The 14,292-nt window shown below is 65.4% G+C and carries 13 protein-coding genes and 5 tRNA genes; 14 read left to right on the top strand and 4 right to left on the bottom strand.

Going from position 1 to position 14,292, the window contains the following annotated elements; all coding sequences use genetic code 11:
- The 11 genes from H926_RS25260 (at position 1) to H926_RS0102510 (ending at position 7,918) form a co-directional block, all read left to right on the top strand.
- Positions 1–1,389, top strand: a complete 1,389-nt coding sequence (locus H926_RS25260; protein WP_022674891.1) for an LLM class flavin-dependent oxidoreductase — start codon at positions 1–3, stop codon at positions 1,387–1,389.
- On the top strand, positions 1,386–2,828 hold the full coding sequence (locus H926_RS0102465) for an MFS transporter (protein ID WP_022674892.1): 1,443 nt from the start codon (positions 1,386–1,388) through the stop codon (positions 2,826–2,828). The genes H926_RS25260 and H926_RS0102465 overlap by 4 nt, the downstream gene beginning before the upstream one ends.
- 404 nt (positions 2,829–3,232) lie before the next feature.
- Positions 3,233–4,198 (top strand): TauD/TfdA family dioxygenase, encoded by a 966-nt coding sequence (locus H926_RS0102470; protein ID WP_022674893.1) that lies wholly within the window; start codon positions 3,233–3,235, stop codon positions 4,196–4,198.
- An 84-nt stretch (positions 4,199–4,282) separates the two neighbouring features.
- Positions 4,283–4,954: a glutathione binding-like protein gene (locus H926_RS25265; protein ID WP_022674894.1), complete on the top strand. Its 672-nt coding sequence runs from the start codon at positions 4,283–4,285 to the stop codon at positions 4,952–4,954.
- Positions 4,951–5,802: a TauD/TfdA family dioxygenase gene (locus tag H926_RS0102480; protein WP_022674895.1), complete on the top strand. Its 852-nt coding sequence runs from the start codon at positions 4,951–4,953 to the stop codon at positions 5,800–5,802. Before H926_RS25265 ends, H926_RS0102480 begins: the two co-directional genes overlap by 4 nt.
- A gap of 141 nt (positions 5,803–5,943) precedes the next feature.
- Positions 5,944–6,020, top strand: a tRNA-Pro gene (locus H926_RS0102485).
- A 126-nt stretch (positions 6,021–6,146) separates the two neighbouring features.
- Positions 6,147–7,097 carry a thymidylate synthase gene (gene thyA, locus H926_RS0102490; protein WP_022674896.1) on the top strand — a complete coding sequence of 317 codons (951 nt, stop codon included), beginning with the start codon at positions 6,147–6,149 and terminating at the stop codon, positions 7,095–7,097.
- A 120-nt stretch (positions 7,098–7,217) separates the two neighbouring features.
- Positions 7,218–7,294 (top strand) — tRNA-Asp (locus H926_RS0102495).
- A gap of 131 nt (positions 7,295–7,425) precedes the next feature.
- Positions 7,426–7,502, top strand: a tRNA-Asp gene (locus tag H926_RS0102500).
- 131 nt (positions 7,503–7,633) lie between these two features.
- Positions 7,634–7,710: transfer RNA gene (locus tag H926_RS0102505), tRNA-Asp, on the top strand.
- Between the two features lie 131 nt (positions 7,711–7,841).
- Positions 7,842–7,918, top strand: a tRNA-Asp gene (locus H926_RS0102510).
- A 98-nt stretch (positions 7,919–8,016) separates the two neighbouring features.
- Here H926_RS0102510 and H926_RS0102515 read toward each other — a convergent pair.
- The 4 genes from H926_RS0102515 to H926_RS0102530 all read right to left on the bottom strand — a co-directional run bounded on the left by H926_RS0102515 (position 8,017) and on the right by H926_RS0102530 (position 9,695).
- Entirely contained in the window at positions 8,017–8,256 is a 240-nt protein-coding gene (locus H926_RS0102515; RefSeq protein WP_022674897.1) for a DUF2842 domain-containing protein, read from the bottom strand.
- Entirely contained in the window at positions 8,256–8,873 is a 618-nt protein-coding gene (locus H926_RS0102520; protein WP_022674898.1) for a 5-formyltetrahydrofolate cyclo-ligase, read from the bottom strand. The genes H926_RS0102515 and H926_RS0102520 overlap by 1 nt, the downstream gene beginning before the upstream one ends.
- Positions 8,874–9,029: 156 nt before the next feature.
- Positions 9,030–9,380 carry a cell division protein ZapA gene (locus H926_RS0102525; protein WP_022674899.1) on the bottom strand — a complete coding sequence of 117 codons (351 nt, stop codon included), beginning with the start codon at positions 9,378–9,380 and terminating at the stop codon, positions 9,030–9,032.
- 45 nt (positions 9,381–9,425) lie between these two features.
- Entirely contained in the window at positions 9,426–9,695 is a 270-nt protein-coding gene (locus H926_RS0102530) for a hypothetical protein (RefSeq protein WP_148291610.1), read from the bottom strand.
- A gap of 258 nt (positions 9,696–9,953) precedes the next feature.
- On the opposite strand from H926_RS0102530, the gene tkt reads away from it, so the two are divergent.
- The 3 genes from tkt (at position 9,954) to pgk (ending at position 14,289) form a co-directional block, all read left to right on the top strand.
- A complete protein-coding gene (tkt, locus tag H926_RS0102535; RefSeq protein WP_022674901.1) occupies positions 9,954–11,921 on the top strand; it encodes a transketolase in 1,968 nt (655 codons plus the stop codon).
- 70 nt (positions 11,922–11,991) lie between these two features.
- A complete protein-coding gene (gap, locus tag H926_RS0102540) occupies positions 11,992–12,999 on the top strand; it encodes a type I glyceraldehyde-3-phosphate dehydrogenase (RefSeq protein WP_022674902.1) in 1,008 nt (335 codons plus the stop codon).
- Positions 13,000–13,092: 93 nt separating this feature from the next.
- Positions 13,093–14,289 carry a phosphoglycerate kinase gene (gene pgk, locus H926_RS0102545; protein ID WP_022674903.1) on the top strand — a complete coding sequence of 399 codons (1,197 nt, stop codon included), beginning with the start codon at positions 13,093–13,095 and terminating at the stop codon, positions 14,287–14,289.
- Positions 14,290–14,292 lie beyond the last annotated feature (3 nt).

Here is a 14,292-nt window from a genome sequence, read left to right on the forward strand (position 1 = left end):
ATGAGCCACGATACCGCACATCGCCAGGCCTGCGGCAAACGCCAGATGAAGCTGGGCGCCTTCCTGTTCGGCGTAGGGCATCATGCCGCCGCCTGGCGCCATCCCGATGTCGATCCGCGCGCGCCGTTCCGGTTCGAATACTGGCGCGATCTGGCGCAAAAAGCCGAAGCTGCAACGTTCGATGCCGTGTTCCTGGCCGACAACGTGGCGCTGTTCGGCGCCACGCCCGAGGCGATCAGCTATACCGCACCTGTCTATACCGGAGAGCCGCTGACGCTGCTGTCGGCCCTGGCCACGCACACCAGCCATATCGGGCTGATCGCCACGGTCTCCACCACCTATCTCCAGCCCTATCATGTCGCGCGAAAGTTTGCCGCGCTCGACCAGCTTTCCGGCGGCCGGGCCGGGTGGAACCTCGTCACATCGGGCAGCGATGCCGAGGCGGCGAACTTCGGGCTGGACCATCAACTCGCGCACGCCGCGCGCTATGCCATCGCGGCCGAGCATGTGGCGGTGGTCAAGCAGCTGTGGGACAGCTTTGCCGACGATGCCATCCAGGCCGACAAGGCCAGCGGCCGCTATTACGATCCGGCACGGTTGCGCCGTGTGGATCATGCTGGCAATCACTTCCGCGTGGCCGGCCCGTTGCAGACCGGGCGACCGCCGCAGGGACATCCGGTGATCGTTCAGGCCGGATCGTCTGATGATGGCCAGGCGCTGGCCGCCGCCACCGCCGAGGTGGTGTTTACCGCGCAGCAAAGCCGCGCCGCAGCGCGCGCCTTTGCCCAAGGCCTCAAGGACAAGGCGCAGGCACTAGGCCGGTCGCGCGATAGCCTGCTGGTGATGCCCGGTGTCAGCATCTATGTTGCGCCCACGCGGGCAGAGGCCGAGGCCAAGCTGGCGCGCTTGCAGGCCTTTGTCGATGTGGCCGGCGCGCTCGCCTCGATCCGCACCTTCCTCGATTGGGATCTGACCACCGTCGATCTCGACGCGCCGCCGCCACCGCCGCCGTTCACGCAAGGGTGGCAGAGCCGGCAAAAGCTGTTTTACGACCTCGCGCTGGACCAGGGCTTGAGCGTGCGCCAGTTGGTCTCGCGCATGTCGGCCGCGCGCGGGCATCTCGTGCTGGTGGGCACGCCCGCCGAAGTGGTCGACGAACTTCAGGCCTGGTTCGAGGATGGCGCGGCCGATGGCTTCAACATCCTGGCGCCGATCTTTCCCGCAGGCCTTGACGACGTGATCGAACTGGTCCTGCCCGAACTGCGCCGGCGCGGCCTGTTTCGCGAGGAACACGAAGGCGCCACCTTGCGCGAAAACCTTGGCCTGGCGCGGCCCGATGCCGGCTTTCCTGCGCCGCTTTCCCCCCAGACGAAGGAGCTTGTTGCATGAGCACGCTTGCCCTCGATGCCGCCGGGCGCGCGCCGCCCGCCGCAGCGCCCAAACGGCTTGGCCCGGCGCGGCTGATTGCCTTTTCCAGCCTGGGCATGCCGCTTGCCGCGGTGGAAGTGCCGCTCAGCACCTATGTCCCGCCGCTCTATGCCAGCGCGTTCGGCTTTTCGCTGGGCACGGTGGGGGTGATTTTCCTGCTGGCGCGGCTGTGGGATGCGGTGATCGATCCGGCGATCGGCCTGCTGTCTGACCGCACGCGCAGCCGCTGGGGCCGCCGCCGGCCGTGGATTGCGGTGGGGGCCGCGATCTTTGCGCTGGGCGCGGTGCCGGTGTTCCTGCCGCCTACCTGGTTTGGCCCCTTGGCGCTGTCGGCCGCGCTGTTCGTGCTCTATCTGGGCTATTCGATGATGGCGACGCCGCTGGCGGCGTGGATGGGCGAACTTTCGGGCGCTTATCACGAGCGGACGCGCATCACCACCTATGGCCAGGCGCTAACCTGCGTGGCGCTGCTGCTGGCGCTGGTCCTGCCCAGCCTGCTGGTCACGCGGCTGGCCGGGCAACCGCGGCTGGAACTAGCGGCGATGGGGGCGATGGTCTTTGCCCTGCTGCTGATCACCCTGCCGCTGGGCATTCGTGCGCTGCCCGAGCCGCCGCCGCCAGCCGGCGCGCAAGATCCGGTGCGGGTGTGGCATACGCTGCGGCTGGTCTTTGGCGAAGGCATGCTGCTGCGCGTGCTGGCCTCGAACTTTGCCGTGCGGCTGGCACAGGGCGTGCGCACCGCGCTGTTCGTGTTCTTCATCAGCTTTTACATGGGCCATCCCGCCTGGGCGCCGGGTCTGTTCCTGCTGCAATATGTGTTCGGCATCTTTGCCTGCCCGCTGTGGCTGGCGATCGGCCGCCGCGTGGGTAAGGAACGCGCTGCTGTCGCCGGGGAATTGACCCAGGTGGCGATCAACCTGGCACTCCTCGCGCTGGCGCCGGGCTCTGTCGTGCTGCTGCTGGCCCTGACCTTGGCGCAGGGGCTGGCCCAGGGCTCGGGCAATCTCATGCTGCGCTCGATCGTGGCGGACGTGGCCGATTATCATCGCCTGCGCACCGGCGAGGATCGCATCGGCCTGTTCTTTTCGGTGTTCTCGCTGTCTGACAAGGCCGGCGTGGCCCTGGCGATCGGCGTGGCCCTGCCGCTGGCCGCGTGGATCGGGTTTGATCCGCGCGGGACCAATCCGGCCGGCGTGCTGGAACATCTCAAATGGCTGTTCGCCCTGGGGCCGGCGCTAGGCCACGTGATCTCGGCCGCCGTAATCCACGGCTTTCCCATCGACGAGCGGCGCCATGGCGATATCCGTCGCCAGCTGGCTGCACGCGATGCAGCGGGGCTGGTTTCTGATGCCAGCCGTGATCGCTGGCTGGCGCAGGCCGATCGCGGCTCGCAGGGATAATTCCGCTTGGGAGTGGCCACGCAAAACTTGGCTTCCTCCAAGCGATCCGGGCTTGCCATGTTATAGTCAAGCGATAAAGTAGAGATAGTTCGAAAGTCTTTTCCCCGGCCAGGAAAAGCGGGCCTTGCGCCCGAACCATCGGCCCGCGGCTTTTGATGGGAAGCAGCTTGCTCCGCGATACCAACGGCTAAAGCGCGCGAACGCGGGGGCGACATCGCCAGGCTTCGTGATCCCTCCATCCGATCGAGGTGATACGATGCACAAGACCCAACGAATGTGTTGACGCGCGGCGCGTGATCCGTGCCGCCACCCAACCTGACTTTCTCGTTCCATCCCTTCGTTCGCGCGCGCCGGCCCATTGCCGGGCGATGCCTTGCGCGCGGCCCATGTTCAGGAGAATTCCCATGGCCACCATCGTTGCCAGCTATCCCAATGCCAAAGACCCTGCGTCCCCGCTCGATATCCGCCCCGTAACCGGCCGCATCGGCGCTGAAGTTCACGGCCTGGCGCTGTCGGGCGATCTTGACGGCCCCACCGTGCAGGCGATCGAGGCTGCGCTGGTGCGGCACAAGGTGCTGTTTTTCCGGGGGCAACAACACCTCGACAATGCCGAGCACGAGGCGCTGACCGCGCTGTTCGGCGATCCGGTTGCCCACCCCACGGTGCCGGTTGCCGAAGGCTCGCGCTATTTGCTCGAACTCGACAGCAAGGAAGGCTATGCCGCGTCATCGTGGCATACCGACGTCACGTTCCTGGCGGCCTATCCCAAGGCATCGATCCTGCGCGGCATCACCATTCCCGAGGCGGGCGGCGATACGCTGTGGGCCAATGGCGAGACGGCCTACGAAGGCCTGCCCGAACCGTTGCGCCAACTGGTCAACAACCTGTGGGCGGTGCACAGCAACGATTACGATTACGCCGCCACGCTCGCGGCGGCTGGCACATCGGCCGATGCCAGCGACACGGCCAAGGAGCGCACGCTCTATCACAAGTCGGTGTTCGCCTCGACGATCTATGAAACCGAGCATCCGGTGGTGCGCGTCCATCCCGTCAGCGGGCAGCGCAGCCTGCTGCTGGGCCACTTCGTCAAGCGCTTCGTCGGCCTGAGCGAGGCGGATTCGGCGCGGCTGTTCAATATCCTCCAAGACCACATCACCAAGCCGGAAAACACCGTACGCTGGCGCTGGCAGCCCGGCGACGTGGCCTTCTGGGACAACCGCAGCACGCAGCACCGCGCGATTGCCGATTTCGGCCTGCAGCGCCGCACGCTGCGCCGCGCGACGGTCGCGGGGGACGTGCCGGTGGGCATCGATGGCCGCGAAAGCCGCACCACGCGGCAGGAACGCGCCACCGCTGGCCAGCCTGCCTGACGGCCACCAGGTCATTCTCACCGCGCGGGGAGGGGGCAGGGCTGCTCGCTCCCCGTTCGGTCATCTCAAGGACACTCTGGCTCGATGCAATTGCTAGCCTCTCCCGGCGCGACCAGCCTGCCGGCCCATGTCATCATCCGCGAGCTTGATCTGCCCGTGCCTGTTCGGTTGCTGCGGCTGGGGCCGGGGGGAGACGATCTCGCCCCGCTGACCCCGTTCGGCCGCATTCCGGCCCTGGTGCTCGACAATGGCACGGTCATCGGCGAAAACGCCGCGATCCTGCCCTTCCTGGCTGACCAGCGCCCCGGCACCGCGCTGTTCGCGCCGGCCGGCACGGTCGAGCGGGCGCAGATCCAGGCCTGGATCGGCTATATCAACAGTGAGATCCACGGCGCGACGCAGCGGGTCGGCAATCGCCCGCACCTCTATTCCGACGATCCAGCCGCGCACGAGGGCATCCGCCAGGCCGCCCGGCGCCGCCTGCGTGAAGCGTTCCAGCCGATCGAGGATCGCCTGGGCGATGCGGAATGGCTGGTGGGCGACCGTTTCACCATTGCCGACGCCTATCTCGGCGTCTTTGCCAGCTATGTCCCGCATTTCGGCCCGACTTTGGCCGATCTTCCCGCGCTTGCGGCGTTCTCCGCGCGTTTCGAGGCGCGGCCGGCGGTTCGCGCCGTACGGGAAGCGGAAGGGCCACTGCCGTTCCGACCTGGGGCCGGCCCGCGATCTGCTCCCGCTCAAGAGGTGCCCGCATGACTTTCGAAATTCGCAAGCACGGTCGCGTCGGTGCCGAAATCCTCGGCGTCGATCTCGCGCGCCCGCTGGCAGAGGCTGACTTTGCGGCGATCCGCGCCGCCTTTGCCGAACATGGCGTGGTGTTCTTTCGCGATCAGCAGATCAGCGAAGAGCAGCACATCGCCTTTGCCCGTGCCTGGGGGCCGATCAACATCAACCGCTTTTTCGCGGCCCATCCGCGTTATCCCGAAATCGCGTTGGTGGTGAAAGAGCCCGAACAGCAGCACAATATCGGTGGCGGCTGGCATACCGACCATTCCTATGATGCCGAACCGGCGCTGGGCTCGATCCTGGTGGCGCGAGAATTGCCCCCGCACGGCGGGGCCACGGCCTTTGCCTCGATGTATGCGGCGTATGACGCGTTGCCGGCAGCGTTGCGGCAAGAGGTCGATGGCCTGCGCGCGGTGCATTCGGCCCGCCACGTCTTTGGCAGCAAGGCCGCTGCCTATGAAGCCTTGCAGGATACTCGCCGCGATGGCCGCATCGGCAACGCGGGCGCCGCCGACGTGCTCGACGATCCGGTGCACCCTGTAGTCATCACCCATCCGCTCAGCGGCAAGCGCGCGCTCTATGTGAACCCAAGCTTCACCGTGCGCGTGCTCGGCCTGTCAGACGCGGCTTCGGCTGATCTGCTTGCCAGGCTCTATGATCATGCGCGCCGCAGTGAATTCCATGAGGATTTCCACTGGCAGCCGGGCTCGATCGCGTTCTGGGACAACCGCGCGACCTGGCATTACGCCTATAACGATTACCACGGCCACCGCCGAGAGATGCATCGCATCACTATCGAAGGGGTGCCGCTGGGCTGATGTGTACGTCTAATTCATTGGTTTATATGAAGAATATACAAACTGTTGATAAGTTTTTGAAACAGGGCTTGCGCGTGCGGAATCGCCCGCATATAGGGCGGCCCTGCCCAGCGGGGACGGCCTAGCCCGAACCGCTCCGGTCGGGGAGTAGCTCAGCCTGGTAGAGCACTGTCTTCGGGAGGCAGGGGCCGGAGGTTCGAATCCTCTCTCCCCGACCACTTATTTTCCCTGCATTGCAGGGGCATGAAAAGCCGGCCTTCGGGCCGGCTTTTTCGTTTCCGGTGAACGCCCGGTGAGGCTTGCCACTATTTGCGATTCTTGCATGCACTTCTAAGGCTGTGGGCATGATGAGCCCCACCGAATCCCACAACCCGCACTTCGAATGGCAATACCTTGACCTGATGCGCCAGATCTGGACGCAGGGTGACGAGCGGATGGACCGCACCGGCGTGGGCACCCGCGCGGTGTTTGGCACGCAATTGCGCTTCGATCTGTCGCAGGGCCGCGTCCCGCTGCTGTCGACCAAGCGGGTGTTCTGGAAAACCGCGACGCGCGAATTCCTGTGGTTCCTGACCGGCGATACCAATATCCGCGCGCTGTGCGCGCAAGGGGTGGAAATCTGGACCGATTGGCCGCTCGATCGCTATCGCCGCGAAACGGGCGAGGATATCAGCCGCGCCGATTTTTCCGCGCGGATCGTGGCTGACGCTGCCTTTGCCGCGCAATGGGGCGATCTTGGCCCGGTCTATGGCAAGCAGTGGGTCGATTGGCCGGTCTATGAGCCAGCCGGCCAGTACGGCCTGTTTCGCCGCCGCGCGCAGGGGGTTAACCAGGTGGCTGGCTTGGTCGAAAGCCTGCGCCACAATCCCGGCAGCCGCCGCCATATCGTAGAAGGGTGGAACGTGGCGGAGCTTGACGCCATGGCCCTGCCGCCGTGCCACAAGACCTATCAGTTCCAGGTGGCGGACAATCGTCTGTCTTGCGTGCTCTATCAGCGCAGCTGTGATGTGGTGCTGGGCCTGCCGTTCAACCTGTGGGGCGCGGCGCTGTTCGTGCACATGCTGGCCCAGCAATGCGATCTCGAGCCCGGCGAACTGGTGTGGATGGGCGGGGACACCCACCTCTATCTCAATCATGCCGATCTGATCGAGGCGCAGTTGCAGCGCACGCCTGCAGGCGATCCGCGCCTGGCCATCGCGCGGCGGCCGGAATCGATCTTTGACTATCGCATCGAGGACTTCGTGGTGGAGGGCTATCATCCGCAAGGGCATCTGGCCGCCCCGGTCGCCGTGTAAGGCGCGCCGCGTTTGCGGGGTGCCGATCAAGTTTTGCACAGCTTGCTGCGAAAATTCTGCATGACCCTTTGTTGACACCTGCGGCCGCCCGGCATAGAGGCGCCTCACCCCAAGGGGAATGCGGGTGTAGCTCAGTCGGTTAGAGTGCCGGCCTGTCACGCCGGAGGTCGCGGGTTCGAGCCCCGTCACTCGCGCCACCCCTTGGGTAAGATGTTGTTGGTCAACGAAAACCTTGCTCGAACAAGGTTTTCGCGCCAAGGCTGGAAACAGCAAATTGGCAGTTGACAGCATATCGGCCGCGTCTTAGAGGCGCAATCCCCAAGGGCACGCGGGTGTAGCTCAGTTGGTTAGAGTGCCGGCCTGTCACGCCGGAGGTCGCGGGTTCGAGCCCCGTCACTCGCGCCACCCCTTGGGTAAGATGTTGTTGGTCAACGAAAACCTTGCTCGAACAAGGTTTTCGCGCCAAGGCTGGAAACAGCAAATTGGCAGTTGACAGCATATCGGCCGCGTCTTAGAGGCGCAATCCCCAAGGGCACGCGGGTGTAGCTCAGTTGGTTAGAGTGCCGGCCTGTCACGCCGGAGGTCGCGGGTTCGAGCCCCGTCACTCGCGCCACCCCTTGGGTAAGATGTTGTTGGTCAACGAAAACCTTGCTCGAACAAGGTTTTCGCGCCAAGGCTGGAAACAGCAAATTGGCAGTTGACAGCATATCGGCCGCGTCTTAGAGGCGCAATCCCCAAGGGCACGCGGGTGTAGCTCAGTTGGTTAGAGTGCCGGCCTGTCACGCCGGAGGTCGCGGGTTCGAGCCCCGTCACTCGCGCCACTTGGTGGATTTTCAAAAAGGCCTCCTTCGGGAGGCCTTTTTCGTTTCCGGCATAATGGTTCGGCGGGCTGATAGTCAGTCCCGCCTGTCCACGTGGACTAGCCCCAGCGGCCGGTTTCCATCCAGATCAGGAAGCGGCGCAGCGGCAAGAGCCAGATCGTGCCCAGCACCAGGTAGATCGGCACTTGCACCAGCACTGGCAGATGGCCGATCTGTTCGCCCAAGCTCATGATAACCCCGCCATAGATCGCCAGCGCGGCAATCAGTGCCAGGATGCCCACCGGCTTGCGCCACGTCGGCGGCGGCGGTGGATTGAAGTGGGGTTGGCGCTCGCCCATCAGAACGGACCGTAGAGGCGGGTGGGGGTGACCACCGCGCGCAAGGGGCGATCGTGCGCTTCGCGCGGCAGGCTATCGACGCATTGCGCGTCCCAGGCCATGCCGATCGGCACGGCAGCGGGATGGGCTTCGAGCCAGCGATCGTAATGCCCGCCGCCCTGGCCCAGGCGCTGGCCTTGCGCGGTGAAGCCCACCAGCGGCACGAACAACACATCGGGCGTAAGCAGCGGCGCATCGGCGGCTGGCTGCTTCACGCCCCAGGGATCGGGTTCCAGCACATCGTCAAGCGGCGGCACCAGCCATTGGCGGAACTGCATCGGCGCCACACGATCGGCAAGCCACGGCAGCGCCACGGCGTGCCCAGCCTCGTGGAAGAACGTGGCATAGCTTGCCGCCGGCGCTTCCCACTGGCTGGCATTGTACAGCGCCACGGTGGCGCCGACCGGGATCAGCGCCATCAGCGGCGCGGGCGGGCGGCGGAACAGCAGCGCGCGGGTGCGCGGATCGAGTGCCTCGACATGGGCGCGGCGCCGCGCCCGCAGGTCCTTGCGCAGGGCTTGCTTGGCGGCAACGGCGTTGTCTTCGTCCGGGAATGGGGGGGGTGACGGGCCCACCATGGGTCGTTCTCCGGGAAAATCCTCTGACGCCTCAACGTCAGGTGGGGACCATGTGCCTGTGCCAGGGCCCAGGTAGGGACAGCCCCCTTGGATTTGCTTATAGCCTCAGGGATGTTTCATGCGGCGCGTGCCGGGCAGAACCCGTCGCTTTTCAATTTAGGCGTTCGCCGCGTCAGGCTCAAGGGGCAGCGCCAGTTTTTGCGCCAGGTTTTCCACCCGCTCGGCCAGATTGGTGACGCGGGCGATCAATTCGGGCGGGGGCGCGGCTGGAGCGGGCGGCTCGGCCGGCGCAACCGGGGCAGGGCGGCTGTGCACTTCATGCAGTTCATCGGCCAGCATCAGCGCGGCAAACAGCAGCATGCGCGCTTCACCCTGCGTGGCCATGTTGCCCAGGCGGCGCACCCGATCGTCGATCATGCGGCCCAGCATTTCGGCGTGGGCTTCTTCCCCGGCGGCAACCGAAATGGTCAGCGATCGTCCACCGATGGCCAGAGTCACGTTCGTCATCTGCATGCTCGTTGTTCCCCTGGCCCCTGATCGGATGCGGCGCTGTTACTGCGGCAGGCTCGACAGCAGCAGGTCAAGCTGCTGCAATTCCTCGCTGACGCGTTCGCGCAGCTTGCGGTGGCGTGATTTCAACTCGCTCAGTTCGGCCTGCGCGTTGTGTGCCGCTGCGCTTTCCGCCTCGGCCTCGCGGCGGGCGACAACCTCTTCCAGCCGGGCCAGCGCCAGTTCGACCCGCTCGATCGCCGAAAAGAGATCGCCGGTGCCATCTGTGCCTGTGCCGTCGGTGGCAGTGCGCGCTGCCGAAGTGCCGTCCATGATTGCCATATTTCATCCGGTATCACACTGGCCGTGGCCTGCAAGTTCCCCTGTGCATACAAAAGGGCGGGTCATGCCGACCAGGGCACCGATTGCGCTGTCAAACGGCACGGGCCATCGCGGTGTGCAGGTGCGATTAGCCACCCCGGCCGACGCCGCGCTTGACGCTGGCAAGCCGGGGAACCAAAGAGACCCCGATTTCCCCGAATCAGACGCCCCGGCCGCGCCGGGCGCGCGAGTAAGGACACCAACCCGAAGATGACAAGCGATCCGACCGCGCTGGCTCCCATGGCCAACGCGATCCGTGCGCTGGCGATGGACGCGGTCCAGGCAGCGGAATCCGGCCACCCTGGCATGCCGATGGGCATGGCCGATGTTGCCACGGTGCTGTGGTCGCGCTTTCTCAAGTTCGATCCCGCTGCGCCCAAGTGGCCTGATCGCGATCGCTTCGTGCTCTCGGCCGGTCACGGCTCGATGCTGCTTTATGCGCTGCTGCATCTGTCGGGCTATCAGCAGCCGACGATGGATGACATCCGTCACTTCCGCCAGTTGAACAGCCCTTGCGCGGGCCACCCGGAAAACTTCCTGCTGCCCGGCGTGGAATGCACGACCGGCCCGCTGGGTCAGGGCTTTGCCATGGCCGTGGGCATGGCCATGGCCGAGCGCCACTTGAATGCGCAGTTCGGCGATGACCTGGTCGATCACCGCACCTGGGTGGTGGCCGGCGATGGCTGCCTGATGGAAGGCATCAATCACGAAGCCGTGGGCCTGGCCGGCACGCTGGGCCTGGGCCGCATGATCGTGCTGTGGGATAACAACAAGATCACCATCGACGGCGATACCTCGCTGTCGACCAGCGAAGACGTGCTGGCCCGCTACCGCGCCAGCGGCTGGCACACCGAAGACTGCGATGGCCACGATTTCGCCGATATCGAGCGCGCGATTGCCGCGGCGATGGCTGATGACCGCCCCTCGCTGATCTCGTGCCGCACGGTGATCGGCAAGGGCGCGCCCAACAAGCAGGGCGGGCACAACGTGCACGGCTCGCCGCTGGGCAAGGACGAAATCGCCGCCGCCCGCGAATACCTGGGCTGGACCGCCGCGCCGTTCGAAATCCCCGAGGATATCATGGCCAACTGGCGCGCCACGGGCGATGCCGGCCGCGACCTGCGCAGCGAATGGGAAGCGCGCCTGGCGGCCAACCCGCAAGGGCCCGAACTGATGCGCCGCATGGCCGGCGAACTGCCTTCTGGCGAAGAAGCGGGCCGCATCTTTGGCGAATGGCTGGGCAAGACCCAGAACATCGCCTCGCGCAAGGCATCGGAACTGGCGCTGGAAGTGCTCACTCCGCTGGTGCCCGAAATGGTTGGCGGTTCGGCCGATCTTACCGGGTCCAACAACACCAAGACCAAGGCCACGACGCCGTTTGGCCCAGCTGACTATGCCGGGCGCTATGTCTATTATGGCATTCGCGAATTCGGCATGTCGGCAGCGATGAACGGCATGGCGCTGCACGGCGGGATCATCCCCTATGGCGGCACGTTCCTGGTCTTTGCCGACTACTGCCGCAACGCCATCCGCATGTCGGCGCTGCAGCACGCGCGCATGATCTATGTGCTCACCCACGATTCCATCGGCCTGGGCGAGGATGGCCCCACGCATCAGCCGATCGAAACGGTGATGAGCCTGCGCATGATCCCCAATCTGCAGGTGTTCCGCCCGGCCGATGCGGTGGAAACCGCCGAATGCTGGAACCTGGCGCTGGCATCGCCGCAGACGCCCTCGGTCCTGGCGCTGACCCGCCAGAACCTGCCGCAGCTCCGCCACGATGGCGCCATGCTCAGCGCCAAGGGCGCCTATCGCCTGGTGTCGGCCAATGCCGCGCGCAAGGTCGTGCTGCTGGCCACCGGTTCGGAAGTGTCGATCGCGGTTGACGTGGCCAAGGCTCTGGAAGACCAGGGCATTGGCGCCGATGTCGTGTCGATGCCGAGCTGGGAACTGTTCGAGGCACAGGACGCGGCCTACAAGGCTGACGTGATCCCCGCCGACGTGCTCAAGGTCTCGATCGAGGCGGGCACCACGTTCGGCTGGCAGAAGCATGTCGGCGATGGCCTGACGATCGGCATCGACAGCTTCGGCGCTTCGGCGCCAGCTCCCGTGCTGTATGATCATTTCGGCCTGACGGCTGCCAAGATCGTGCCGCAAATTCTCGAACGGCTCGGGTAAACCGCCCGGGGCCGCTCGGCTCCAAGTCACCCCCATCCATTCGGTGTCTTCAATTCTAAGGAGTAAGACCATGGCGACCAAGGTTGCAATCAACGGTTTCGGGCGCATCGGCCGCAACGTGGCACGTGCCATTCTCGAACGGCCCGACTGCGGCCTGGAACTGGTCGCCATCAACGACCTCGCCAGCGCCAAGGCCAATGCCCTGCTGTTCAAGCGCGACAGCGTGCACGGCGCCTATCCCGGCACCGTGGAAGTGGATGGCAACGACCTGGTGATCGACGGCAAGCGCATCAAGGTGACCGCCGAGCGTGATCCCGCCAAGCTGCCGCACGCCGAACTGGGCATCGATATCGCCCTGGAATGCACCGGCTTCTTCACCGACCGTGAAGGCGGCATGAAGCACATCGAAGCCGGCGCCAAGAAGGTGCTGATCTCGGCTCCGGCCAAGAACGTTGACCTGACGGTCGTGTTCGGCGTGAACCACGACAAGCTGACCGCCGATCACGTGATCGTGTCGAATGCCTCGTGCACCACCAACTGCCTGGCGCCGTTCGCCAAGGTGCTCAACGATGCCATCGGTATCGAGCGTGGCCTGATGACCACGGTGCACAGCTACACCAACGACCAGAAGATCCTGGACCAGATCCACTCCGACCCGCGCCGTTCGCGCGCTGCGGCGATGAGCATGATCCCCACCACCACCGGTGCTGCCCGCGCCGTGGGTGAAGTGCTGCCCGAACTCAAGGGCAAGCTCGATGGTTCGGCGATCCGCGTGCCGACCCCGAACGTTTCGGTGGTGGACCTCACGTTCCAGCCCAAGCGCGACACGACCAAGGAAGAAGTCAACGCGCTGCTCAAGGCGGCGGCCGAAGGCCCGCTCAAGGGCGTGCTGGCCTATAGCGAAGAACCGCTGGTCTCGATCGACTACAACCACGATGCCCACTCGTCGACGGTCGACAGCCTGGAAACGGCCGTGATCGATGGCAAGCTGGTGCGCGTGCTGTCGTGGTACGACAACGAATGGGGCTTCTCCAACCGCATGGTCGATACGGCCGGCGCGATGGGCAAGCTGATCTGATCACCTGAATGCGAAGGCCCGGTGCCCGCGCGTCTGCCCACAAGGCAGAGGCGGGCGCCGGGCCTTTTCCTTATGGAACAGGGGTATAGACCCATGACTTTCAAGACTCTCGATGATCTGGGCGACGTTACCGGCCAGGCCGTGCTGGTGCGCGAAGATCTCAACGTGCCGATGGCCGATGGCCAGGTGACCGACGACACCCGCCTGCGCGCCGCCGTGCCGACCCTGACCGAACTGGCCGACAAGGGCGCCAAGGTGCTCGTGCTGGCGCACTTCGGCCGCCCCAAGGGCGAACGCAGCGAGGCCAATTCGCTCAAGCAGGTGCTGCCCGCGCTCAGCCACGTGCTGGGCCGTCCGGTCGCCTTCATCGACGATTGCGCCGGGGCCGAGGCGGAAGCTGCGGTGGCCGCGCTCGACAATGGCACGATCGCCGTTCTGGAAAACACCCGCTTTCACAAGGGTGAGGAAAAGAACGATCCCGAACTGGTCGCCGCGATCGCCAAGCTGGGCCAGGCCTATGTGAACGATGCCTTTTCGGCTGCGCACCGCGCCCATGCGTCCACCGAAGGCCTGGCCAAGGTGCTGCCCGCCTATGCCGGTCGCGCCATGCAGGCCGAACTCGAAGCGCTGGAAAAGGCGCTGGGCAAGCCGGTGAAGCCGGTGGCCGCCGTGGTTGGCGGGGCCAAGGTTTCGACCAAGCTCGACGTGCTCAAGCACCTGGTGTCCAAGGTCGATCACCTGATCATCGGCGGTGGCATGGCCAACACGTTCCTGGCCGCGCGCGGCGTGGACGTGGGCAAGTCGCTGTGCGAACATGACCTGACCGGCACCGCGGAAGAAATTCTCGACAATGCCGACAAGGCCGGCTGCACCGTGCACCTGCCCTATGACGTGGTCCTGTCCAAGGAATTTGCCGCCAATCCGCCCAGCCTGCGCACCGCCAACGTCCACGAAGTGGGTGCTGACGAAATGATCCTCGACGTGGGGCCGGCAGCGGTAGAAGCACTGGGCGACGTGCTCAAGACCTGCCGCACCCTGGTGTGGAACGGGCCGATGGGCGCGTTCGAAATGGCACCGTTCGATGCCGCCACGGTGGCGCTGGCCAAGACGGCCGCCGCGCTGACCAAGGAAGGCTCGCTGGTTTCGGTGGCCGGGGGCGGGGATACCGTCGCGGCACTCAACCATGCTGGTGTGGCGGGTGATTTCTCTTACATTTCAACCGCTGGCGGCGCTTTCCTCGAATGGATGGAAGGCAAGGAACTGCCCGGCGTGGCGGCTCTGGAAGCCTGATCG

The organism is Novosphingobium sp. B-7 (assembly GCF_000410615.1).
Classification (GTDB): Bacteria; Pseudomonadota; Alphaproteobacteria; order Sphingomonadales; family Sphingomonadaceae; genus Novosphingobium; species Novosphingobium capsulatum.